The following is a 22992-nucleotide window of genomic DNA, read 5'->3' on the forward strand; positions in this document are numbered from 1 at the left end:
TCGAGAGGACATCCCGGATGCTGCGGACCACCCTCGGCGCCTGCCTCGGCGCCCTCCTGCTCCTCGCCGGCCCGGCCCGCGCCGAGGACAAGCTCAAGGTCGGCTTCGTCTATGTCGGGCCGGTGGCCGATTACGGCTACTCGTTCCAGCACGACCTCAGCCGCAAGGCGCTCGCGGAGGCGCTGCCCGATAAGGTCGAGACCACCTACCTCGAGAACGTGCCGGAGGCCGACAGCGAGCGGGCGATCGAGAAGCTCGCCCGCTCGGGGATGGGCCTGATCTTCACCACGTCCTTCGGCTTCATGGAGCCGACCCTGAAGGTCGCCAAGAAGTTCCCGAAGGTGAAGTTCGAGCACGCCACCGGCTACAAGCGCGCCGCCAACGTCTCGACCTACTCGGCGCGCTTCTACGAGGGCCGCTACGTCTGCGGGAAGATCGCCGCCACGCTCACGAAGTCGGGGACGGTCGGCTACATCGCGTCCTTCCCGATCCCCGAGGTGGTGAGCGGGATCAACGCCTTCATGCTGGGCGCGCAGTCGGTCAACCCGGCCGTCAAGCTGAAGATCGTCTGGGTGAACACGTGGTTCGACCCGGGCAAGGAGGCCGAAGCCGCCAAGGCCCTGCTCGCCCAGGGCGCCGACATCCTCGCCCAGCACACCGACTCCGCCGCGCCGCTCCAGGAGGCCGAGAAACAGGGCAAGCTCGCCTTCGGCCAATCCTCGGACCAGTACCGCTTCGCCCCGAAGGCGCAGCTCACCGCCGTGGTGGACGACTGGAACGGCTACGTCATCCGCGAGGCGAAGGCCGTCCTCGACGGCACGTGGCAGAGCCACGACACCTGGGGCGGGATCAAGGACGGCATGGTCGTGCTGGCGCCGTTCACCAACATGCCCGCCGACGTGAAGGCGATGGCCGAGGACACGGTCAAGGCCATCGCGTCCGGCAAGGTCCACGCCTTCGCGGGTCCCGTGACGAAGCAGGACGGCAGCGTCGCCGTGAAGGAGGGCGAGACCGCCCCCGACCCGATGATCCTGGGCATGAACTGGTACGTGAAGGGGATCGACGACAAGCTGCCGCAATGAGACCCGGCGCCGGCTCCGGACCACGCGGGACTTGCGCCCCGGACCGGATCGGAGCCGTTCAGTAACGGCCCGGCGGCGGCGCCGGGACGCCGGGCGGGGGCGCCGCCGGATCCTCGACCGCGACGCCCTCGCCCCTGCGCGGAACCGGGATCGCGTCCCCCGAGCGGATCGCCTCGGCCTCGTTGCGCGGGCCGGCGAGGCCCTCGGTGCCCCCCGGGGCCGTGGCGGGATCGCGGCCGGCGGGGGCACCGACGGATTGCGCCTGCGCCGCCGCGGCGGTTCCGAGAAGGCTGCCGAGAGCCAGGATCAGGGCCATCGTGCGTCGCATCACACCGCCTCGTCTTCGAGAAGCCAGGACACGGATCGAATGGCGCAGGCGTCCGCGGGTTCCATCGCACCGGCGCCTGGGCGTTGTTTGCCGCAACCGGCTGCCGGCCCAGGCTCGCGGCCGGCCCGGACTAGCGCCGTCGATGGGGGATGTGAGCCCTGCGGTGGCGACGGGCGGCCCGGCCGCGCAGACCGCCCGGGGCGGTGACACGGGGTTGGCCGGCCGGAGAGATCAGGGTGCCCTGCGCGGCGGCCCGGCTCGGCAGGACGAGCCGTCCGCCCGTGAACCCGGCCCCGAGACCCAGCCACGCGGCCGCGGCCAGGACGATGATCCATCCGCTGCGCGTGCTCCGCATCCGATCCACTCCCCCGGGCCCGCACGGTCTCACGGGGCCTGCGCAAGCCGCGTGGCGCAAGTCGCGTGCCGCGGGCGTCAGCTGCCGCGATAGGTCTGGAAGCTCCAGGGCGTCGCTGCCAGCGGCACGTGATAATGCGCCTCCGGGTCCGCCACGCCGAAGCGCAGGGGCACGACGTCGAGAAACGGCGGCTGCGGCAGGCGCATGCCGATCCGGCGGTGGTAGTCGCCGAGCCGGAACCGGATCTCGTAGACCGCGATCGGCACCGGGCGCCCGCCGATCAGCGGGACGTCGGTGCGCCCGTCCGCGTTGGTCACGGCCCGGGCGACGGGTGCGGTCTCGGACTCGGAGACGATCTCGACGAGGTCCAGGGCCACGCCTGCGGCCGGCTGTCCGAGCACGGTGTCGAGCACGTGGGTCGAGAGGCGCCCGGTGGTCCGCGGCGCGCCGGCCCCGTCCACCAGGAGACCGAGGCGGATCGCGGCGATGCGGAACACCTCCGTCTCGGCGGTGCGGAACTCCGTCTGCGGATCGGATCCGAGGCGATCCTCGAATGTCGCCATCAGCGAGGCGCGGCCGTGGCGCTTGATGCAGAGGATGAACGGGATGCCGAAGCGGCTGCGGTAGGTCGCATTCATCGCCTCGAAGCGGGCATAGTCCGACGCGGGCAGGCGATCCAGACCGGCCGCCGCCTGCTCGGCGACCGAATCGGGCGCGATCGTCCCGTCGCGGGCCGCGCGACCCGCAAGGTCCGGGTGACCGGCCAGCAGCGCCCGGCGCTGATCGCCGGGCGCCGCCTCGACGGCCGCGCACATCGCCGCGTGGAGCGCGACCACGGTGTCGAACGGCCTGTGCCTGGCCACGGCTTCGGCGACCCACGGCGCATGATCGAAGACGGCGCCGAGCGCCGCGACGAACGCGCCCTCCGGCATGCCGTTGAGATCCGTGAGAGCGATTGTCATGGCGGCCTCGCATTCCGGTGCGGCACGTCCCGGGGCCATGGTTCCGGCGCGCCCGATCACGCCGAACTCACTCTCGATCCCGGCAGCGACCGCGTTAGCAGGCAACAGGCCAACAGGATCCCGCGGCGGATCTCGCAGCGGCGCGGCAGGCCCGCTCCACCATCGGTCCCCCACGCTTGGCATATCCCTTGCCCACCGTTGCCGTGGCGCATGGTTCTTCTGCCAGCACGGTGTGCCCACAAGGGGGATCCTGCGATGTCGAGCGCCGCCCGATCCGAGCCTCTCGCGGGCCCCGGCCACGATGCGGGTCCGATCGGCAGCCCCGTCCCGCTCGCGGCCGCCACCGCGCCGATCACCCGGGTCGGCCCCCTCGCACTGGGTCTCCTCGGCCTGCAGCACGTGCTGGTGATGTACGCCGGCGCCGTGGCGGTGCCGCTGATCGTCGGGCGGGCGCTCAAGCTGCCCCCTGAGCAGGTGGCGATGCTGGTGAGCGCCGACCTCTTCGCGGGCGGCCTCGCGACGCTCGTGCAGAGCTGGGGCCTACCCGGGATCGGCGTGCGCATGCCGGTGATGATGGGTGTGACGTTCGCGGCCGTGACGCCGATGATCGCCATGGGCTCCAGCCCCGAGATCGGTCTCACGGGGATCTACGGCGCCGTGATCGCGGCCGGCCTGTTCGCGCTGCTCGTGGCGCCCCTGATCGGACGGCTGCTGCCGCTGTTCCCGCCGGTGGTGACCGGCACCATCATCCTCGTGATCGGCATCTCGCTGATGCGCGTCGGCGTGAACTGGGCGGCGGGCGGACTCGGCAACCCGCGCTACGGCGCACCGCTCTACCTCGCGATCGCGGCCTTCGTGCTGTGCGTGATCATGGCGATCACGCGCTACGGGACCGGCTTCGTCAACTCGGCGTCCGTCCTCATCGGCATCGTGGCCGGGATGATCGTGGCCGGGTTCTTCGGGCTGGTCGATCTCGGCCGCGTCGCGGGCGCGCCCTGGTTCGACATCGTGCGCCCCTTCGCGTTCGGCCTGCCGACCTTCGATCCCGTCTCGATCGTCACGCTGTGCATCGTCATGATCGTCGTGATGATCGAGTCGACCGGCATGTTCCTCGCGCTGAGCGAGATCTGCGCCGATCCGGTCGACGCGGCGCGCCTGACCCAGGGCCTGCGCGGCGACGGCCTCGGCACGCTGATCGGCGGCCTGTTCAACACCTTCCCCTACACGTCGTTCTCGCAGAACATCGGCCTCGTCGGCGTGACCGGCGTGCGGACCCGCTACGTCGCGGTGGTGGGCGGGGTCATCATGCTGGGGCTCGGGCTCGTGCCGAAGCTGGCCGCCCTGGTCGAGGCGGTGCCGCAATGCGTGCTCGGGGGCGCGGGGCTCGTGATGTTCGGCATGGTCGGGGCCACGGGCGCGCGCATCCTCGGCGCCGTGGATTTTGCCGGCAACCGCAACAACCTGTTCGTGGTCGCGGTCTCGGTGGGCTTCGGCATGATCCCGCTGGTGGCGCCGTCCTTCTTCAAGGAGATGCCGCACGCGCTGCACCCGCTGCTCGAATCGGGCATCCTGCTCTGCGCCCTCTCGGCCGTGGTCCTGAACCTGTTCTTCAACGGACTCGGCACCACGGAGGCGGCGCGCGCGGCCGCGATCCGGCAGGCCAAGGCCGCCGAAGCCCACTGACCCGTCCCGCCCGACTCGGAGATCCCCATGGCGCTCACGGCATCGCGATACGGCAAGGGCCGGGTCCGGGTGATGCGCCTGATCCGCGACGGCGACCATCACACGCCCCGCGAGCTGACGCTCACCGTGCTCATGCAGGGGCGCTTCGACGCCGCCTGGACGGAGGGCGACAACCGCGCCTGCGTGGCCACCGACAGCGTGAAGAACATCGTCAACGTCACGGCGGCCCAAAACCTCGCCCTCGACAAGGAGGCGTTCGTCGCGGCCGTAGCGCGGGTCTTCCTCGAAACCTACGCGCAGATCGAGGCGGTGACGATCGAGGCCACGGAGACGCGCTGGCTGCGCCACGCGATCGCGGGCGTCCCCCACGGCCATACCTTCACCCTGGACGGCAACGGCGTCGGCTACGTCTCCCTCGCGGCGAGCCGGGACGGATCGGTGCTGCGCTCGGGCCTGCGCGGCTTCACCTTCATGAAGACCACGCAGTCGGGCTGGGCCGACTTCGTCGACGATCGGTACCGCACGCTGCCGGACACGACCGACCGGATCGCCGCCACCAGCATGGACGCCACCTGGACGTGGTCCGGCGCGCCCGCCGACTACGCCGACACCAACGCGCGGATCCTGGCGACGCTGATCGCCGTGTTCGGCACCACCTACAGCTACGGCGTACAGGACAGCATGTACCGGATGGGCGAAGCGGTGCTCGCGGATGTGCCCGAGGTCTCCGAGATCGCGTTCGCGATGCCGAACAAGCATTACATCCCGCTCAACCTCCAGCCCTTCGGCCTGGACAATCCCGGCACCGTGTTCCTGCCCACCGACGAGCCGCATGGCCAGATCGAGGCCACGATCGCCCGGCTCGCCTGAGCGGGCGCGCCGTGGGATCGGCGCGCAGGTTCGCCCCCATGCTCCACCACCGGCTGCTCGGCTATCTGGACGAAGTCGCCCGCAGCGGCTCGATCCGGAAGGCGGCGATCCGGCTGGGCGTCGCATCGAGCGCGATCAACCGCCAGATCCTGGGATTGGAGGCGGAGATGGGCACGCCGCTGTTCGAGCGGCTCCCCCGCGGCCTGCGCCTGACCGCCACCGGCGAGATCCTCGTCCGGCACGTGCGCGACACCCTGCGCGAGCACGAACGCATGCTCGCCCAGGCGCGTTCGCTGAAGGGTCTCGACCGCGGGGAGGTGGCCATCGGCACGATGGCGACCCTGGCCGGCGGCGTGCTCTCGGGGGTGATCCGCGACTTCCGTGAGAACCACCCGCACATCACCCTCAAGGTCCGCGTCATGACGATCGACGAGATCGTCGAGACGCTCCTGTCGGGCGACGTCGACCTCGCGCTGGCCTACCGGATGCCGCGCAACCCGCAATTGCGGTGTCTCGCGCGCTTCGAGCACCATCTCGGTGCGGTGATGGCGCCGAACCATCCGCTCGCCGGCCAGTATCACCTCCGCATGGCGCAATGCCTCGACCATCCCCTGGTGGTTGCCGACGGCTCGATGACCCTGCGCGCCGTGCTCGAGCGGCTGGTCCCGCCGCACGCCATGTTCAGACCGGCGGTCGAGACCAATTCGGTGGAGCTGATGAAGCGCCTCGCGCAGCAGGTGCCGCACATCACCTTCCTGAACCTGTCGGACATCCGCGAGGAGATCGCCCGCGGAACCCTGGCCTTCACACCCCTGAGCGACGCGGCGGCGGCCACCCAGGCCGTGTCGCTGGTCCAGCGGGCGCAATCCGCCTGCGACGGACCCACCCACTTGGTCGCGACCCGGATCGGGGAAGCGTTCGACCGCCACAGCGGCATCGACTGAACGACGCGTCCGGGAAAGATCCGTGCCAACCGGCACAGGCGCGGCGCCGATTCCGCGCTCTGCCGTAAATGTCTGTCAGAACTGCATTTTGCAGGCTGGCTCCAAGGGCCCGGCCCGTATTCGCGCGCGCCCGGCTCCAAGGGCGTGTGAATTCGCACAACAGGTAGGCTCGGCGTGTTGGATCGGAAGGCAGCATGCCCAATCTATACGCGTGAGTGAGCCTCGGCCGCGTGGACGGTGGCTCCGACTAGTGGATGCTTCCGATGACTTCTCGTCTTCTCGCCGCCGCCGTCCTCGGCCTCTCCCTGACGACCGCCGCCTCCGCGCAGAGCTACACCGCACCGGCCGGCATTCCCGCGGTGACCGCGCCCGGCGGCCTGGAAGGTCGTGCCGCCGACGCGAACCTCGCGGCGGCGCGGAACGTCAGCACGTACGGCACGAATGTCGAGGTCTCGGTCGGGGAAGTGACCACGGGCTCCGTGCGTCGGTCGCACGCGCCGCTCAGGCCCTACGGCGTTCGCTGAACACCCGACCCGCCCGGATCGGCCCAAGTCCCGGTACGCGCCACTGCAGTGCAGCCGCGCGTTGCCGCGGTTTTAGACATGCCGGGACCGCATATTAAGCGTTTCTAGACTGAGACATCGTTGGCCCCCGGGGACGCGTGCCGAAAATCTCGGCTTCGCAGTCTCGGCGCCCCCGCCTAGACTTCGCTCCCAGTCGCCGCCAGCGGGCGGCTGGTCGGGGCGCTCGACGCGTGGCACATCTTCCCTTCACCCGCCGTTCCCTGCTCGGGGCCGCCGCGCTCGTCGGGCTCGACGCCGCATCGGGCTCCCGCGCCCGGGCCGCCGCGACCCTGACGGTCGGCTTCATCTACGTCGGACCGAAGGACGATTACGGCTACAACCAAGCGCACGCCCAGGCCGCCAAGGCGCTGAAGGGCCTGAGCGGCGTCGAGATCACCGAGGAGGAGCGGGTCCCGGAGACCAACGCCGTCGAGAAGACCATGGAGAGCATGATCAACCTCGACGGGGCGACGCTGCTCTTCCCGACCTCGTTCGGCTACTACAATCCCTACCTCCTGGCCGAGGCGCGAAAGAACCCGAAGATCCAGTTCCGCCATTGCGGCGGCCTCTGGACCGAGAAGGATCCCCCGAACGCCGGCTCGTACTTCGGCTATATCGCGCAGGGCCAGTACCTCAACGGGATCGTGGCGGCCCATGCCACCAAGTCCAAGCGCATCGGCTTCGTCGCGGCCAAGCCGATCCCGCAGGTGCTCAACAACGTCAACGCCTTCCTGCTCGGCGCCCGCAGCGTCGATCCGGCGATCACCTGCCAGGTGATCTTCACCGGGGAATGGTCCCTGGCCGTCAAGGAGGCGGAGGCGACGAACGCCCTGGTCGACGGCGGCGCCGACGTCATCACCTGCCACGTCGACAGTCCGAAGGTCGTCGTGGAGACCGCGGCCCGGCGCGGCGCCTTCGTGTGCGGCTACCACGTCGACCAGTCGCCCCTGGCGCCCCAGAAATACCTCACGGGGGCCGAGTGGAACTGGCTGCCCATCTACAAGGATGCGATCGCCGCGATGCAGGCCGGCAAGGTGCCCGAGCACTTCGTCCGCGGGGGCCTCGCCGACGGGTACGTCAAGATGAGCCCCTACGGCCCGGCGGTCGCCGACGGGGCCCGGCGCAACGCCGACGCCGTCAAGGCCGAGATGCTGAAGGGCGGCTACGAGATCATCAAGGGCCCGCTCAAGGACAATGCCGGCCGCGAGGTCCTGCCGGCCGGCAAGGCCTATCCCGAGAAGGCCGCCGAGCTCGAGAGCACGAACTACCTCGTCGACGGCGTGCGGGGCTCGGTCTGAAGCCGCCTGGCACGCTTTCTGCGGTTTGCCGCCACTCGGAGACCAACCGCGGAGGAGCGTGAGACGTGGTCGCGGATGCCGCCCCATCGAGGCTCGCCGCCGCGCGGCCGGGCACCCCGCTCGGCCTCCAGATCCGCGCCTGGCTGGCGCGACACTTGGAGGCCGTCGTGATCCCGGTCGGAGCCGCGGTTCTGGGCTTCCTGCTGTTCGGCCTGTTCCTGACGGCCCTCGGCAAGTCGCCGCTCCAGCTCGTCGAGATCGTCTGGCGCGGGGGCTTCGGCTCGCCCTTCGCCCTCGGCAACAGCCTGCAGCGGGCCGCGCCGCTCCTGTTCGCCGCCCTCTGCGTGGCGCTGCCGGCCCGGCTGGGCCTCGTGGTGATCGGCGGCGAGGGCGCGATCGTGCTCGGCGGCCTCGCGACGGCGGCGGCGGCCCAGCCGCTCGCCGGCTTCCCCGCGCCCCTGGCGGTCCCCCTGATGGCCGGGGCGGCCGCCCTCGCCGGGGCCGTCTGGATCGGCGCGGTGGGGTGGCTCCAGGCCTACCGCAACGTCAACGCGACCATCGCCAGCCTGCTCATGTCCTACATCGCGATCGCGCTGGCCAACCACCTGATCGAAGGCCCCCTGCGGGATCCGGCGAGCCTCAACAAGCCGTCGACGCTGCCGGTCGGCGACGCCTTCATGCTCGGCCCCATGCCGGTGATCGGCGTGCACTGGGGGCTCGGCTGCGGGATCGTCGCCTGCGTGATCGCCTACGTGCTGATGGACCGCACCACCCTCGGCTTCGCGGCACGGATCGCGGGCGGCAACGTGCGCGCGGCGCAGATCCAGGGCCTGCCGGTCGGACGCCTCATCGTCGGCTTCACGGCCCTCGGCGGCGCCTTCGCGGCGCTCGCCGGCTACTTCGAGGTGGCGGCGGTCCAGGGCACCGCCAACGGCACGCTGGCGGCGGGCTACGGCTACACCGGCATCCTGGTCGCGTTCCTGGCCCGGCAGAACCCCCTCGCCATCATGCCGGTCGCCGTCCTGCTCGGCGGCATCGAGGCGTCGAGCGGGCTGATCCAGCGCCGGATGCAGCTGCCCGACGCGACCGTGCTGGTCCTCGAAGGCCTGCTGTTCCTCGTGGTCCTCCTGAGCGAGACGCTCTACGGCCGGTTCAAGCTCTTCAACCCGCATCTCTGGGCCGAGAAGCGCGCGGCGACGCCCGCGGCCCCGGTCCCGGCGTGAGGGCCGCGCCATGAGCGGCGACCTCGGCCTCTGGACGGTGCCCCTGGCGATGATCGGCGGGGCGATCCGCGTCTCGACGCCCTTCCTGTTCGTGAGCCTCGGCGAGACCATCACCGAGCGCTCGGGCCGGATCAACCTCGGGCTCGAGGGCACCCTGGTCCTCGGCGCGATGGCGGCCTACGGCACCGCGGTGCTGACCGGCTCCCCCTGGGCGGGCGTCGCCGTCGCCGGGCTGGCGGGGGGCGTCCTCGGCCTGCTGCACGGGTTCGTCTGCAGCTTCCCCCGGGTCAACGACGTGGCGATCGGCATCGCCCTGATGCTGTTCGGCACCGGGCTGGCCTTCTTCTTCGGCAAGCCGTTCATCCAGCCGTCGGCGCCGCCCCTGCCGGCGATCCCGTTCGGGGCGTGGTCGGACCTGCCGCAGGTCCAGGCGGCCCTGCGCGTCAACGTGCTGTTCCTCGCCGGCGCGGCGCTCTCCGTCGCGCTCTGGTGGGGGCTGCGCAACACCCGGGCGGGGCTGGTCCTGCGCGTCGTCGGCGACAGCGCCGACGCGGCCCGCGCCCTGGGCTACGACGTCGACCGGGTGCGCCTCGTCGCCACCGGGGCCGGCGGCGTGCTCGCCGGGATCGGCGGCGCCTACCTGTCGCTCTACTATCCGGGGTCCTGGAACGAGGGGATCTCCTCCGGGCAGGGCCTGATGGCGGTGGCGCTGGTGATCTTCGCGCGCTGGAACCCGCTCGCCTGCTTCGGGGCGGCGCTCCTGTTCGGGGGCGCCGGCGCGCTCGGCCCGGCCCTGCAATCGGTGGGCGTCTCGCAGGGCTACTACCTGTTCTACGCCGCCCCCTACGTGCTGACCCTCGCCCTCCTGATCGCCACCTCCTCGCCCGACCGGGCGCTGGCCGGGGCCCCGGGCGAACTGTCCCTGTCGAAGTGAGGGCGTGCCGATGAACGGGCTCGGTGGATTGAACAAGGCGCCCGACGGCGTGGTGATCGGCCTGGTGCAGTCGCAGCTGCCGCGGATCGAGACCCGCGCCGACATCGCCAGGCAGACCGACCGGATCGTCGCGCTGGTCGCCAAGGCGCGCGCCAACCTCGCCACCATGGACCTCGTCGTGTTCCCGGAATACGCGCTCCACGGCCTGTCGATGGACACCCGGCCGGAGATCCTGTGCACCCTCGACGGCCCCGAGGTGGCGGCGTTCAAGCGCGCCTGCGCGGAGAACCGGATCTGGGGCTGCTTCTCCATCATGGAGGCCAACCCGGGCGGGAACCCGTACAATTCCGGGCTGATCATCGACGATCGCGGCGAGCTGAAGCTCTATTACCGCAAGATGCACCCCTGGGTGCCGGTCGAGCCCTGGGAGCCCGGCAACCTCGGGATTCCCGTGATCGCGGGGCCGAGGGGCGCCAAGCTCGGGCTGATCATCTGCCACGACGGCATGTTCCCCGAGATGGCGCGGGAATGCGCCTACCGGGGCGCCGAGATCATGATCCGCACCGCCGGCTACACCGCCCCGATCCGCGAATCCTGGCGGTTCACCAACCAGGCGAACGCGTTCTGCAACCTCATGGTCACCGCCAACGTCTGCCTGTGCGGGTCGGACGGCACGTTCGACTCCATGGGCGAGGGCATGATCTGCAACTTCGACGGGTCCGTGATCGCCCATGGGACCACGGGCCGCGTCGACGAGATCATCACGGCCGAGGTGCGGCCCGACCTCGTGCGCGAGGCGCGCGTCCACTGGGGCGTCGAGAACAACATCTACCAGCTCGGCCATCGCGGCTACACGGCCGTGCAGGGCGGCGCGCAGGACTGCCCCTACACCTACATGGCCGACCTCGCGGCCGGGCGGTACCGGGTGCCCTGGGAGGATCAGGTCCGGGTGACCGACGGGACCGGCTGCGGCTTCCCGGCCCCGACCCGCCGCTACGCCGGCGCGTCGGACGCGCGGGAGGCGGCCGAGTGAGCGCGGCGGACACCGCCGCCCCGCCCGCCGGCACCTACGCCGAAGCCGCGCCCTATCCGTGGCCCTACGACGGCGATCTGCGCCCCGGGAACACGGCCCTCGTCATCATCGACATGCAGACGGATTTCTGCGGGCCGGGGGGCTACGTGGACGCGATGGGCTACGACCTCGCGCTCACCCGCGCGCCGATCGGACCGATCGCGGACCTGCTCGCCGCGGCACGGGCCCGCGGCTACCACGTGATCCACACGCGCGAAGGCCACCGCCCGGACCTCGCCGACCTGCCCGCCAACAAGCGCTGGCGGTCGCGCCGGATCGGCGCGGGCATCGGCGATCCCGGCCCCTGCGGTCGCGTGCTGGTGCGGGGCGAGCCCGGCTGGGAGATCATCCCGGAACTGGCGCCCCTGCCCGGCGAGCCGGTGATCGACAAGCCGGGCAAGGGCTCGTTCTGCGCCACGGACCTGGAACTGATCCTCCACCAGCGGGGCATCCGCAACCTGATCCTGACCGGCATCACCACCGACGTCTGCGTGCACACGACGATGCGGGAGGCCAACGACCGCGGCTTCGAGTGCGTGATCGTCTCGGACGCCACCGCGGCCACCGACCGCGGCAACCACGAGGCGGCGCTGCGGATGGTGACGATGCAGGGCGGCGTCTTCGGCGCGGTCGCCGCCGCCGCGGCGATCCTCCAGGCGATGGATTGAGCCCGATGGACGCCACGCCCAGCGCCATCGGCGTCGAGACGATCGGCATGACGAAGCGCTTCGGCGCCTTCGCGGCCCTCGACGATGTCTCGATGCGGATCGAGGCCGGCGGCTTCCACGCCCTGCTCGGCGAGAACGGCGCCGGCAAGTCGACCTTCGTCAAATGCGTGATGGGCTTCTACGCGCCGACCGCCGGCAGCGTCCTGGTCGACGGGCGCGAGGCCGAGATCACCAACCCGAAGGGCGCGCAGGCCCGCGGCCTCGGCATGGTCTACCAGCATTTCACGCTGGTGCCCTCTCTGACGGGGGCCGAGAACCTCGTGATCAGCCGCGCCGACGCGCCGGCGATCCTCGACTGGAAGGCCGAGCGCGCGGCGCTGGCCGCCTTCATGGCCGGGATGCCGTTCCGGCTGAACCTCGACCGGCCGGTGGCGGAACTCGCCGCGGGCGAGAAGCAGAAGCTGGAGATCGTCAAGCAGCTCTATCTCAAGGCCCGCTTCCTGATCCTCGACGAGCCGACCTCGGTGCTCACGCCCGACGAGGCGGAGGAAGTGCTGGGGCTCCTGCGGGCCATGACCGACCGCGGCGTTCTCACCGTACTGATGATCAGCCACAAGTTCCGCGAGGTCGAGACCTTCGCCCGCTCGCTGAGCGTCCTGCGCCGGGGCAGGCTGGTGGGCGGCGGCGCGGTCGGCGACCTCTCGCGCGACGACATGGCGGCGATGATGATCGGGGAGCGCATCGTGCGCCCGGTCGCGGCCCGGGTCGGCGAGCCGGACGCGGCGCGCGAGATCCTGCGCATCGAAGGCCTCGATGCCACCGACGCCTCGGGCCTGCGCCGGATCGCGATCACGGACCTGCGCGTCCGGGCCCGGGAGATCGTCGGCATCGCGGGCGTCTCGGGCAACGGCCAGAAAGAACTCGCCGACGTCCTCGGCGGCCAGATCCGCGCCGCCGGCGGGCGCGTCGCGGTGGCCGGCGCGCCCTATACCGGCCGGCGCGCGCAGAGCCGGGCGCGCCGTGTCCGCTTCATCCCGGAGGAGCCCCTGCGCAACGCCTGCGCCCCGCGGATGTCGGTCGCGGAGAACCTCGCCTTCCGCGCCTTCGACCGGCGCGACGAGGACCCGTCCGGACCGCCGACCCTGTGGCTCGACAGGCGGGCGATGAGCCGCCGCGCCAAGGACCTGATCGCCCGCTTCAAGGTGAAGACCGCCTCCTCCGAGGCGCCGATCGCGACGCTCTCCGGAGGCAACGTTCAGCGCGCGGTGCTCGCCCGCGAGCTGACCGACCCGGTCGATCTCCTGATCGTGGTCAACCCGTGCTTCGGCCTCGACTTCGCGGCGGTGTCGGAGATCCGCACGCGGATCGTGGCCGCCCGCAACGCGGGCACGGCCGTCCTGCTGATCAGCGAAGACCTCGACGAGATCCTGGAACTGTCGGACCGGATCGTGGTGATGTCGGACGGGCGCCTGGTCTACGAGACGCCGGCCGCGACGGCCGAGATCGGGACGATCGGCCGGCACATGGCCGGGCACCACTGAGGGGCGCTGAAGCGCTCTCCGCCGACGTGGGCGCCGGTCCGCCTCCCGCGGGCCGGCTCTTCGTCTCAGGAGACCGCTCGGCGCCTCACCGCGCCCCGCCGCTCCGCCGGGTCCGGCGCTCGGCCTTGCGGGTCGCGGTCTCGCGCAGATGCTGCTCGATGGCGTCGTTGGCGCGGCCGCGCATGTGGCGGATGGCGTCCACGTCGTCGAAGGTCTCGGGGAAGCGCCGCGACAGCCACAGATAGGCGCTGGCGAGCTTCACGGTCCGCTCCTGGTAATCCAGCGCGCCCGCGAGGTTGCCGCGCAGCGCCGGCACCGTGAGGCCGGCGGCGCGCGCCTGGCACCAGCGCTCCAGCAGGCCCATGGCGATCTCGTCGCGGCGGTCGATCGGGCAGACCGAGAAGGCGAACTTCTCCTCGATCGGCAGCCGCGCCCGATCGACGATCCGGGCGACCTCCAGCACCTCCTCCAGGGCCGAGGGCTGGAACGGCGAGCCGGCGTAGAAGGTCGCCCGGGCGAAGTGGGTCAGCACCTCGTGCAGGCTGTGGGTGCGCATCTCCTCCGCCACCGAGCGGATCGCCCCCAGATCCGGGCGGACGAAGAAGCGCGTGTCGGCCGCGGGCGCCGTCGGGGCCCCCGAAAGGGCGGTGCGGATCGGCTCCGCGGCGTACGGATCGGTCGCCGCCACGTAGCCGACATCCTGGTGCCCGTAGCGGCCGGCCCGGCCGGCGATCTGCCGGATCTCCGAATGGGTGAGCGCGCGCTCGGCGGTGCCGTCCCACTTGCGCACCGCCGAGAACACGATCCGCTTGAGCGGCCCGAGGTTGAGCCCCATGCCGATGGCGTCGGTGGTGACCAGCACGTCGGCCTCGCCGGCGCGGAAGCGCGCGGCCTCGGCCCGGCGCACCTCCGGCGACAGGGCGCCGTAGATCGTCGCCACCCGGTGGCCGCGGGCGACGAGGATCTCGCGGTTCTCGTGCACGGCCCGGCGGGAGAAGGCCACCACCGCGTCGCCGGGCTCGACCTTCTCCAGGGGCACCGGCTGCTCCAGCAGCAGGAGCGGCGACTTGCGGGTGAAGGGGATCACCTCCAGGGACTCGTTGGCGGCCTCCGCGGCGCGGCGGACATACGACAGGGCGTCGTCGGAGCCGCAGACGATCACGGTCCGGGCCGCGACGCCGAACAGCGCGTTGGTCCAGGCCCAGCCGCGGTCGGGGTCCGACAGCATCTGGATCTCGTCGATCACCGCCACGTCGATGGGCCGGGTGAGGTCGGCGGTCTCGATGGTGCGGGCGGTGTGGGTCGGGTCGGGCTCGCCCAGCACCTCCTCGCCGGTGATCATGCCGGCGCGGAGCCCCCGCTCGCGCAGGGTCTCGTAGTTCTCCAGCGCCAGGAGCCGGAGCGGCGCGAGGTAGGCCCCGGTCTCCGCCGCGGTCAGGTGCTGGAGCGCCGCGTAGGTCTTTCCGGAATTGGTCGGCCCCATGTGGAACAGGATCCGCCGGTTGAGGCGGCGGGCGGCGGTGAACCGCTCGATATAGGCGCCGAAGCCGACCTGATCGCGCAGGCGGCGCAAGCGCGAGCCCTCGCGGGCGACCGCCTTGGCGTGCCGGCGCACGGGGGTGAGGGTGTCGTTGAGGCCGCGGGCGAGCTTCGGGCCGTAGGTGAACACCCGGGAGCGCAGGGAGCGATCCATGTGGGCGATGTAGGCGGCGGCGTCCGCCCCGACCTCGCGCAGGTCGACGAGGAGCTGCGCCCGCAGCCGGTCGACCGGCTTGTGCAGGGCGCGGGCGGCCTGGAGGGCGGTCCGCGCCACGGCGTCGCGCAGGGCGTCCAGGCCCTGCGCCGGGTCGTTCCGGGCGGCCATGCGGGCGAGGATCGCGGCCGCGTCCGGCTCGGGGGCCATGTCGAGCCGCAGGTCCAGGCGGCCGTTGTCGAGGAGCGGGATCTCGGTCCGGATCAGCCAGGTGATGCGGTGGTCCTTGGTCACCACGGCCCGGAGGTTCGGCACGGCCTTCCGGATCGCCGGGATGCCGGTCTCCGCGAAGGCCCGGGCCGCCTGCATCGCGCGCAGCGCCCGGGCGACGCGCGCGTCCTCCACCTCGGCGCCGTACTCGGGCAGTTCGAGATCGGCGAGGAGCCGGTCGAGATCGACCGCGTCCGGGGACAGGCCGAGCCGCCCCAGGGATTCGATCAGGCTCTCGATCGTCGGGCGGAGACGCTTGCGCGCCATGCGGTCACCTCTGGCAGCGGCGTCTGACGCCAACCCGGACGCGGTCGGGGGCGTTCCGGATCCGATCCATGCGCCGGGCGGAAGCGGCGCGCCACCTCAAACCTCCGGGTGAGACATCGCCCCGCGCCGCCTGCGCCCGCCGGCCCGTCATGGCCCGCCCGCGGCCGCGGCGAGCCAGCCGCAGAAGGCCCGCACGGTCGGATCCTCCGCGCGGGATTCCGGGACATACGTGTAGTAGCTCCGCGCCGGCAGGGACGGGCCGGCGAAGGGCAGGGTCAGGCGGCCGGCCGCCACGTCGTCGGCGATCAGCCGTTCGGGGCCCATGGCGACCCCGAGCCCGTCGAGGGCGGCCTGGAGGGTCAGGTAGAAATGCTCCAGCGTCACCGAGGCCTGCGGCTCCAGGGCCGGCACGCCCGCTTCGCGCAGCCAGTCCGGCCAGACCCGCGGGAGCGTCGCCGCGTGCAGGAGCGTGTGCTGCCGGAGCTGCTCCGGCGTCGCCAGCGGCAGGCGCCGCAGCAGCGCCGGGCTGCAGACGGGGATGCGCCGCTCCGACAGGAACGGCTCCGCGACATGGCCCGGCCGGGTGTCCGGACCGCCCCGGATCGCCACGTCGAACGGGTCCGCGAGGCTGGCCAGGGGCACGTTGGAGGTCGTCAGCCGCACCTCGATCGACGGGTTGGCCCTCTGGAAGCCGGACAGGCGCGGGATCAGCCAGCGGAGGGTGAAGGTGGCCAGCGCGTTCACATGCAGCAGGCGCGGCCGCCCGCCCTCGGCCTGGCGGGCCGTGGCCAGGGCGATGCGGTCGAGGGCGGCGCCGATCTCGGTGGCGTAGGCGCCCCCCGCCTCGGTGAGGACGACGCGCCGGTTGTGGCGCTCGAACAGCGGCAGCCCGAGCCAGCCTTCGAGCATCTGGACGTGCCGGCTGACCGCGCCGTGGGTGACGCGCAGCTCGTCCGCGGCCCGGGTGAAGCTCCCGTGCCGCGCGGCCGCCTCGAAGGCTTTGACGGCGTTGAGCGGCGGCAGGCGGCGATGCACGGGTCAGGTTTCCTCACGCGAGCGTCAGCATAAGTCGTTTGTCAGCTCCGGGCCAGACCGCCATCCTGACGGGCAACCACGAAGGATGACTGGATGTCCGTCGCGTCCGATCTGACCGCGTCTTCCGGACCTGCCCCCCTGCCGGAGGCCCGGCGGACGCTGGCGGCAACGGGCCTCAACCACGCCCTGCACGACGGCTACACGGACCTGATCTACGTGCTGCTGCCGGTCTGGCAGGCGGAGTTCGGCCTCGACTACGTCGCCCTGGCCTTCCTGCGGTCCCTCTACAACGGCGCCCTGGCGGCCCTGCAGATGCCGGCGAGCCGGCTCGCCCGGGTGCTCGGCGCCCGCACGGTGCTGGTTCTCGGCACGCTGCTCAGTGCGGCCGGCTACGCGATCGCCGGCGCCTCGGGCGGCCTCGTCGGGCTCGGAGTCGGCCTCCTGCTCGGCGGCGCCGGCAGCAGCACGCAGCACCCCCTGGCCTCGGCGGTGATCGCCCGGGCCTACGGCCCGGCGGCGCGGGGGCCCCTCGGCACCTACAACTTCACCGGCGATCTCGGGAAGGCGGCGGTCCCGCCCCTGGTTGGTCTGCTGCTGACCCTGTCGGGCTGGCGGCACGCGCTCTGGGTGGTCGCCGGCGCGGGCGTCCTCGTCGCCCTGGCGGTGGGGCGCGTGCTGCCGCGTGAGCCGGAGTCACGCGGGGGCGGGGAGGGGGCCCGGGGGAGGCCACACCGGGACGCGGCCCGGCCGGGGAGCGGGGCCGGCTTCCGGCTGCTGGTCGCCATCGGCATGCTCGACAACGCCGCGCGGCCGGCCTTCCTGCTCTATCTGCCGTTCCTGCTGCAGGAGAAGGGCGCGGCCCTGACCACGGTGGGCCTCGCGCTGTCGCTGGTCTTCGTCGGCGGCGCGCTGGGCAAGGCCGTCTGCGGGCGTCTCGGGGAACGCCTCGGGGTGACCCGGACCGTGATCCTCACCGAGACCGGGACAGCGCTCGCCATCCTGGCGGTGATCGCGCTGCCGCTCGCCCCCGGGATGCTGCTGCTGCCGCTGCTCGGCGTGATGCTGAACGGCACCTCGTCGGTGCTCTACGGGACGGTGCCGGAGCTGGCGCCGGGGGGCCGGGTCGAGCGGGCCTTCGCGGTGTTCTACACCTGGACGCTCGGCGGCAGCGCGCTGGCGGCGCCGCTGCTCTACGGCCGGCTCGGCGACGTGGCCGGCCCGCACTGGGCGGCGGCGGCGGCGGCCGGGACGGCGCTCGCCGCGGTGCCGCTCATGCTGGCCCTGGCGCCGCGCCTCCGGGCGGCGCCAGGGCGGCCCGCCTGATCGGCCTCAGGCGGCGCGAATCCGCCCGAGGAAATCGTGCACCGCGGTGCCGGGACGCTTCGGCTGGCCGCCGCCTTCGGGGCTCACCGGCGCGCGAGCACGTTGACCCTCACGGGCTCGGACCGGCCGTCCAGCGCGAGGGCCCGGATCGCCTCCGGCGCGACGCGGGCCGCCCGGTAGACCGCCTCCGACACCACGGCCACGCAGCCGAGGCCCTTGGTCAGCCCCTGCAGGCGCGAGGCGACGTTGACGGTGTCGCCGAGCGCCGTGAAGCGGGCATCGGTGGCGTCCCCCATCGCGCCGACGATCGCCGGGCCGGCATGCACGCCGATCCCGTACCGCAGGGTGTGCTCCAGGTCCGCCGCCAGCAGGCGGTTCAGGGTGGCGACGGATTCGCCGATGAGGTCGACCGCCCGAAGGGCGTCCCGGGCGGCCTGTTCGGGGTCCGTCTCCAGGCCGAACAGCGCCAGCAGCCCGTCGCCCAGGAACTGGTTGGTCGAGCCGCCCGCCTCCCGCACGGCGTCGCCGACCGCCCCGAGGAAGCGGTTGATGATGAACACCGTGTCGTAGGGCAGCCGCTCCTCGGCCAGCCGGGTCGAGCCGCGCAGGTCGACGAACATGGCGACGATGAAGCGCTCCTCGCCGGACTCGGCCCGGTCGAGCAGGTCCGCCCGGCGCATGCGCGGATGCGGCGGCAGCAGCGGCACCACGGCGAGGTCGGTCTCGGGCCGGAACTGGCAGGCGAGGCGCACGCCCGGCCCGGCGGCGATGCGCGCCAGGACCGCGCCCTCGGCCCGGCCCGGCGGCGGCGCGCCGTCGCTGCCGTCCGTCACCCGGATCCGGCAGGTCGAGCACCGGCCGCGGCCGCCGCAGACGCTGGCATGCGGGATCCGGTTGCGGCGGCTGGCCTCCAGCACGCTGGTGCCGCGGGGCACCCGGATCACCCGCCCGTCGGGATAGCTGAGCCGGACCGTCCCGCGCTTGATCTCCGCCAGGGTCCGCGTCCCGCGCGCCAGAATGACCGCCGCGACGAGCGCCGCGTAGGTCAGGAGCATCCGGTCCCGGATCCCGGCGAGCCGCGCCACCTGATCGGGCAGGCCGACATGCACGGGCTGGAGCGCCACCGCCCGCCAGGCGGGATCCTGCGCCAGGGCGCGGATCGCCCGGCCGCCCTGCGCGAAGCCCAGCAGCGCGACGACCGGCACCAGCACCGCGAGCGCCAGCAGCCCCGGTGCCGCGCGCGCGAAGCCGGGCTTCAGCCGGAGCCAGAAGTACAGGCCCGCGCAGCCGTGGACCCAGGCGACGACCAACACGGCCACCTGCATCGCGCCGAGCATCGGGGACGCCACCCAGAAGGCGTAGAGTTCCTGCGCATAGCCCTTGTCGAGACCCTCGGTGACGAAGGCGACCCGGGTGCCGGCGATGTGGCTGACCAGCAGCGGAGGGATCAGGAGGCCGGTGACCACCTGCAGGATCTCGGAGCCCCGCAGGCGGAAGAAGCGGTTCGCGTAGAGCGCCTGGAGCCCGAGCGCGATGTGGACCAGCAGCGCGCCGTACAGGAGCGCCAGGCCCAAGGGGTTGAGCCAGAGAGCCGTGACGGCGTCGAGACCGTCCTCCATGGCGGCGAGGGAGACGTTGCCCAGCGCGTGGTTGGCCAAGTGGGTCAGCACGTAGCCGAACAGCACCAGGCCGCTGGCCAGCCGGAGGCGGCGCAGGGACAGGGGGCTGCGCGCCCGGGTGGCGGGGGCGGCCCTGCGATCCTGCGCCCCCGGCTCGACGGACCGAAGCGCCACGCTCGGTAAGGTGCGCATCATGCTGGGAGGTCCGGTGGGATCGGCCGCGGGCCCGCCTATTCGCCGCCCCTCGTACCAGCAAGACTTCTCGCGCGTCCGATTTATTTCACCGCGCGCCCCTCGGCCGAGGCAGCGGGCGCGGTCCGCCCGCCGCGTGCCGTATCCGACCCGAACCCGGAGACCCGATGCTGGAACCCTTCTTCGCCCGGAGCGCCGCCGCGGTGGCCGCCGACCTGATCGGCGCCCGCCTGTTCGTCGGCGAAGCGGGCGGGATCATCGTCGAGACGGAGGCCTACGACCGCACCGATCCGGCCTCCCACAGCTTCGCCGGCCCGACCCGGCGCAACGCCAGCATGTTCGGCCCGCCGGCCCGCGCCTACGTCTACCGCTCCTACGGGCTGCACTGGTGCCTGAACCTCGTCTGCGAGCCCGGCAGCGCGGTGCTGCTGCGCGCCCTCGAGCCGACGGCGGGGCTGGCCGCCATGGCGGCGCGCCGGGGCACGGGTGAGACGCGGCTGCTCTGCGCCGGCCCGGGCCGCCTCGCCCAGGCGCTCGGCGTCACCGGCGCGCTGGACGGCGTGCCGGTCGCGGGCGCGCCGTTCCGGTTCGAGCCGCGCGTCGGACCGGCCGACGTGGTGAGCGACCGCCGGATCGGGATCACCCGCGGGGCCGAGACGGCCTGGCGCTTCCTGCTCGCCGGCTCCCGGTTCGTCAGCCGGCCGGCGCGGCGGGGTCGCCCGGGGACCGGCGCCGCCTGACGGGGCGCCCGGAACGCGGCAGCCCGGGCCTCCGCGACCCGCCCGAGGGCGTTCCCGGTCCCGGCCGCGCGAAGGTCCCGGCCGGCCGGTTCAGGGGGCCGCGCGGCGGGCGCCGGCCGCTCGGCGCGGCCGTGATGCGGCGCCCCCCTCGCGAGTACGGGCGGGCATAGGATCCATGACGCCGAGTACCGCCCCGCGCCGGCCGAAGCGCTCGGCACCTCCGCCGCAGCTCTCCGGCGCGATGGTAAACGATTGCCCACAATCAATACCGCAATTCATCCTGAGCGCGCGCTCCCTGTGACTGCAATTTCGAGTGGAACGCTTTGACGATCTTTCCGTTACTGCCTTCGATCGAGCTCAGGAGACTAATCATGCGGACCATCATTCTGTCGGGTGCCCTGCTCGCGGCCCTGTGCGGCGCGACCGTGCCGGCATGCGCCGAGGAGACCACGGTGATCCATCGCGATCGCGGGCCGGGCGTGGCCGTCGACCGCCACGAGGGCGTGGTGGAGCGCCGCGAGGTGACCACCGGGACCGTCGATTGCGGCTCGAAGACCGTCCACAAGGAGGACGGCATGGGCAACTCCAAGACCGTCCACAAGGAAGGCTGCAACTGAGATCCGGCGGCCTCGACCCGATCTGACATCTCTGGAGACGTCATCATGACCAACAAGCTTCTTCTGTCCCTGGCGACGGCGGGGCTCCTCGCCCTCCCGGTGGCCGCCCAGGCGCAGGGCACCCTGCGGGGGGCGGCCGAGGGGGCCGAGGCCGGATCGGCCGCGGCGGGCCCGGTCGGCGGCATCGTCGGGGGCGCAGTCGGCGCGGCCACCGGCACCATCGGCGGCATCCTGGGCATCGACGATCGCCCCCGGTTCCGCAGCTACGTCCGCGAGCGCGGTGCGCGCTCGTACAGCTGGGGCGGACCGGTCCAGGTCGGCACCGTGCTGCCCGAGGACAGCGTCACCTACTACGACGTCCCCACGGAGTACCGGGTGCGGCCGGGCTACCGCTACACGATCGTGAACGACCAGCCGGTCCTGGTCGACCGCGGCCACCGCATCGTCGAGGTCATCGACTGATCGGGTCGGGCGCCGGAGGCCTTCCGGCGCCCCGCCGCGCGGGCGCCACGTCCCGGTCTTCAGGCCGGACCCCGTGGTTCTTGAGCACTTTCTATCTGATGCGGATCACGAAGCGCGACGCGCACTCCGCCCCGCAAAGGGGAGGGGAGTCGCGCCCAGACCGTCAGGTGCGGGATCCCATTCGAACCGAAAACAGTCTCGGCGGCGGCGTTGCGGACGCGTGCCTCCGGGACCGGCGCCCGGGGCTATCCCTGCGGGGCGGCGGCCGTCGCCGGGCCTTCTGTCGGAAACCGGCCGCGCGCCACAGCGGGCCGGCCCCCGGCGCCCGAGGGTCACCGCGGCTCGAGGCGGCATGCCACGGCGGTGGCCCGGGGCCAGCCGTAATAGATCGCTTCGGTCGACGCCGCGGCGCCGGCCGCGATGATCGGTACCGCTGCGGTCTGCGTATCGAGGATCGCGCCGCCGGTCCCCGTGAACGTGCACAGCACCGTGACGTGCGTCGCGGCCTCGGGCCCGTCATTCTGCAGGGCGACGAGGGCGCGCTGCGGTTCGTGCGAATCCGGCGGCGTGTGGAGCCGGGCCCCCTGGACGACGGGCGTACCGTCCGCCCGCGCCGGCGACGCGGCCGCGACGAGCACGCCGAGGATCACCAGAATCGCCGCCACCGGGGCCGGCCGCCGCGCGAGGCCGGAGGGCCTGCCGCGGTCGCCTGCGGCGCTTCGCCCGGGCTGGATCCTGCGCGAGATAGAACATATAGTGAACATGGATGGACGGTGCCCTTGATGGCGAGGAGGAGCGACGGATGGCACGCTACCGTTTCCACTGCACCAACGGCCTCGAATGCGTGTTCGACGCACGCGGTCGCGAGATTCGTGCGTCGTCGCGCCTGGTCGAGCGCGCCCGTCAGGTCGCCGCGGACGTGCGGCAGGCGCTGGCGAACCGGACCGACTGGTCCGAATGGCAGGTCAGCGTGCACGATCTGACCGGGCGGCGGGTGCTCGTGCAGCCCTTCGAGCCGGCCCGGGGCCGGGCGAAGGTGGCGGCCTGAATGACCGCGCGGACGTCGAGACCCCGCCCGCCGCCCGCGGCCCGGCCGGAATCGGGGGCGGCCCGGGAGGATGTGGACCGGACGATCCGTCCGTTGAGCCTGTCGGAGTTCATCGGCCAGCGGGCGGCGCGGTCGAACATGCAGGTGTTCATCGAGGCGGCGCGCAAGACCGAGCAGGCGCTGGACCACGTCCTGTTCGTGGG

The 22992-nt window shown here is 72.6% G+C and carries 23 protein-coding genes and 1 pseudogene; 17 read left to right on the forward strand and 7 right to left on the reverse strand.

All coding sequences use genetic code 11. The annotated features are described in order from the left end of the window. The first annotated feature begins 17 nt into the window (after positions 1–17). Positions 18–1082 (forward strand): BMP family ABC transporter substrate-binding protein, encoded by a 1065-nt coding sequence (locus MKL01_RS22765; RefSeq protein ID WP_243907462.1) that lies wholly within the window; start codon positions 18–20, stop codon positions 1080–1082. Positions 1083–1140: 58 nt separating this feature from the next. Here MKL01_RS22765 and MKL01_RS22770 read toward each other — a convergent pair whose 3' ends face one another. The 3 genes from MKL01_RS22770 to uraD form a co-directional block, all read right to left on the reverse strand. Next, entirely contained in the window at positions 1141–1410 is a 270-nt protein-coding gene (locus MKL01_RS22770) for a hypothetical protein (protein WP_243907463.1), read from the reverse strand. A 130-nt stretch (positions 1411–1540) separates the two neighbouring features. Further along, positions 1541–1765 carry a hypothetical protein gene (locus MKL01_RS22775; protein WP_243907464.1) on the reverse strand — a complete coding sequence of 75 codons (225 nt, stop codon included), beginning with the start codon at positions 1763–1765 and terminating at the stop codon, positions 1541–1543. A gap of 77 nt (positions 1766–1842) precedes the next feature. Continuing rightward, positions 1843–2727 carry a 2-oxo-4-hydroxy-4-carboxy-5-ureidoimidazoline decarboxylase gene (uraD, locus tag MKL01_RS22780; RefSeq protein ID WP_243907465.1) on the reverse strand — a complete coding sequence of 295 codons (885 nt, stop codon included), beginning with the start codon at positions 2725–2727 and terminating at the stop codon, positions 1843–1845. A gap of 255 nt (positions 2728–2982) precedes the next feature. Here uraD and MKL01_RS22785 point away from each other — a divergent pair, with 255 nt between their 5' ends. The 10 genes from MKL01_RS22785 (at position 2983) to MKL01_RS22830 (ending at position 13523) form a co-directional block, all read left to right on the forward strand. Continuing rightward, positions 2983–4410, forward strand: coding sequence for a nucleobase:cation symporter-2 family protein (locus tag MKL01_RS22785; RefSeq protein ID WP_243907466.1), 1428 nt, complete (start codon positions 2983–2985; stop codon positions 4408–4410). A 27-nt stretch (positions 4411–4437) separates the two neighbouring features. Then, positions 4438–5280, forward strand: coding sequence for a factor-independent urate hydroxylase (gene pucL, locus MKL01_RS22790; protein ID WP_243907467.1), 843 nt, complete (start codon positions 4438–4440; stop codon positions 5278–5280). A 38-nt stretch (positions 5281–5318) separates the two neighbouring features. Then, positions 5319–6224, forward strand: a complete 906-nt coding sequence (locus MKL01_RS22795) for a LysR family transcriptional regulator (RefSeq protein WP_243907468.1) — start codon at positions 5319–5321, stop codon at positions 6222–6224. 263 nt (positions 6225–6487) lie between these two features. Next, positions 6488–6748, forward strand: coding sequence for a hypothetical protein (locus MKL01_RS22800; RefSeq protein ID WP_243907469.1), 261 nt, complete (start codon positions 6488–6490; stop codon positions 6746–6748). 230 nt (positions 6749–6978) lie between these two features. Beyond that, positions 6979–8085, forward strand: coding sequence for a BMP family ABC transporter substrate-binding protein (locus tag MKL01_RS22805; protein WP_243907470.1), 1107 nt, complete (start codon positions 6979–6981; stop codon positions 8083–8085). A gap of 65 nt (positions 8086–8150) precedes the next feature. After that, positions 8151–9308 carry an ABC transporter permease gene (locus MKL01_RS22810; RefSeq protein ID WP_243907471.1) on the forward strand — a complete coding sequence of 386 codons (1158 nt, stop codon included), beginning with the start codon at positions 8151–8153 and terminating at the stop codon, positions 9306–9308. 10 nt (positions 9309–9318) lie between these two features. Continuing rightward, positions 9319–10242, forward strand: coding sequence for an ABC transporter permease (locus tag MKL01_RS22815; protein WP_243907472.1), 924 nt, complete (start codon positions 9319–9321; stop codon positions 10240–10242). Between the two features lie 10 nt (positions 10243–10252). Continuing rightward, positions 10253–11275 (forward strand): formamidase, encoded by a 1023-nt coding sequence (locus MKL01_RS22820; protein WP_243907473.1) that lies wholly within the window; start codon positions 10253–10255, stop codon positions 11273–11275. Further along, a complete protein-coding gene (locus tag MKL01_RS22825; protein WP_243907474.1) occupies positions 11272–11982 on the forward strand; it encodes a cysteine hydrolase family protein in 711 nt (236 codons plus the stop codon). Before MKL01_RS22820 ends, MKL01_RS22825 begins: the two co-directional genes overlap by 4 nt. A 5-nt stretch (positions 11983–11987) precedes the next feature. Next, entirely contained in the window at positions 11988–13523 is a 1536-nt protein-coding gene (locus MKL01_RS22830) for an ABC transporter ATP-binding protein (RefSeq protein WP_243907475.1), read from the forward strand. Between the two features lie 85 nt (positions 13524–13608). Here MKL01_RS22830 and MKL01_RS22835 read toward each other — a convergent pair whose 3' ends face one another. Further along, positions 13609–15753, reverse strand: a complete 2145-nt coding sequence (locus MKL01_RS22835) for a helicase-related protein (RefSeq protein WP_243907476.1) — start codon at positions 15751–15753, stop codon at positions 13609–13611. A gap of 147 nt (positions 15754–15900) precedes the next feature. After that, positions 15901–16788: a transcriptional regulator GcvA gene (gene gcvA / locus MKL01_RS22840; RefSeq protein WP_243907477.1), complete on the reverse strand. Its 888-nt coding sequence runs from the start codon at positions 16786–16788 to the stop codon at positions 15901–15903. 93 nt (positions 16789–16881) lie between these two features. On the opposite strand from gcvA, the gene MKL01_RS22845 reads away from it, so the two are divergent. Further along, on the forward strand, positions 16882–18111 hold the full coding sequence (locus MKL01_RS22845) for an MFS transporter (RefSeq protein ID WP_243907478.1): 1230 nt from the start codon (positions 16882–16884) through the stop codon (positions 18109–18111). 83 nt (positions 18112–18194) lie between these two features. Here MKL01_RS22845 and MKL01_RS22850 read toward each other — a convergent pair whose 3' ends face one another. Continuing rightward, the gene (locus MKL01_RS22850; protein ID WP_243907479.1) at positions 18195–19925 is read right to left on the reverse strand and encodes an adenylate/guanylate cyclase domain-containing protein; all 1731 of its coding nucleotides are present in this window, start codon (positions 19923–19925) and stop codon (positions 18195–18197) included. A gap of 164 nt (positions 19926–20089) precedes the next feature. Here MKL01_RS22850 and MKL01_RS22855 point away from each other — a divergent pair, with 164 nt between their 5' ends. The 3 genes from MKL01_RS22855 (at position 20090) to MKL01_RS22865 (ending at position 21741) form a co-directional block, all read left to right on the forward strand. Then, a complete protein-coding gene (locus MKL01_RS22855) occupies positions 20090–20662 on the forward strand; it encodes a DNA-3-methyladenine glycosylase (RefSeq protein ID WP_243907480.1) in 573 nt (190 codons plus the stop codon). Between the two features lie 371 nt (positions 20663–21033). Continuing rightward, positions 21034–21279: a hypothetical protein gene (locus MKL01_RS22860; protein WP_243907481.1), complete on the forward strand. Its 246-nt coding sequence runs from the start codon at positions 21034–21036 to the stop codon at positions 21277–21279. Between the two features lie 45 nt (positions 21280–21324). Next, positions 21325–21741 (forward strand): DUF1236 domain-containing protein, encoded by a 417-nt coding sequence (locus MKL01_RS22865; protein WP_243907482.1) that lies wholly within the window; start codon positions 21325–21327, stop codon positions 21739–21741. 332 nt (positions 21742–22073) lie between these two features. Here MKL01_RS22865 and MKL01_RS22870 read toward each other — a convergent pair whose 3' ends face one another. Then, complete coding sequence (locus MKL01_RS22870) at positions 22074–22406, reverse strand: hypothetical protein (protein WP_243907483.1); 333 nt, start codon at positions 22404–22406, stop codon at positions 22074–22076. Between the two features lie 137 nt (positions 22407–22543). On the opposite strand from MKL01_RS22870, the gene MKL01_RS22875 reads away from it, so the two are divergent. Continuing rightward, positions 22544–22789 carry a DUF6894 family protein gene (locus MKL01_RS22875; protein ID WP_243907484.1) on the forward strand — a complete coding sequence of 82 codons (246 nt, stop codon included), beginning with the start codon at positions 22544–22546 and terminating at the stop codon, positions 22787–22789. Further along, positions 22790–22992, forward strand: a pseudogene (locus tag MKL01_RS22880) (Holliday junction branch migration DNA helicase RuvB); the annotation flags it as partial.

This window comes from Methylobacterium sp. J-070, from assembly GCF_022829385.1.
Taxonomy (GTDB): domain Bacteria; phylum Pseudomonadota; class Alphaproteobacteria; order Rhizobiales; family Beijerinckiaceae; genus Methylobacterium.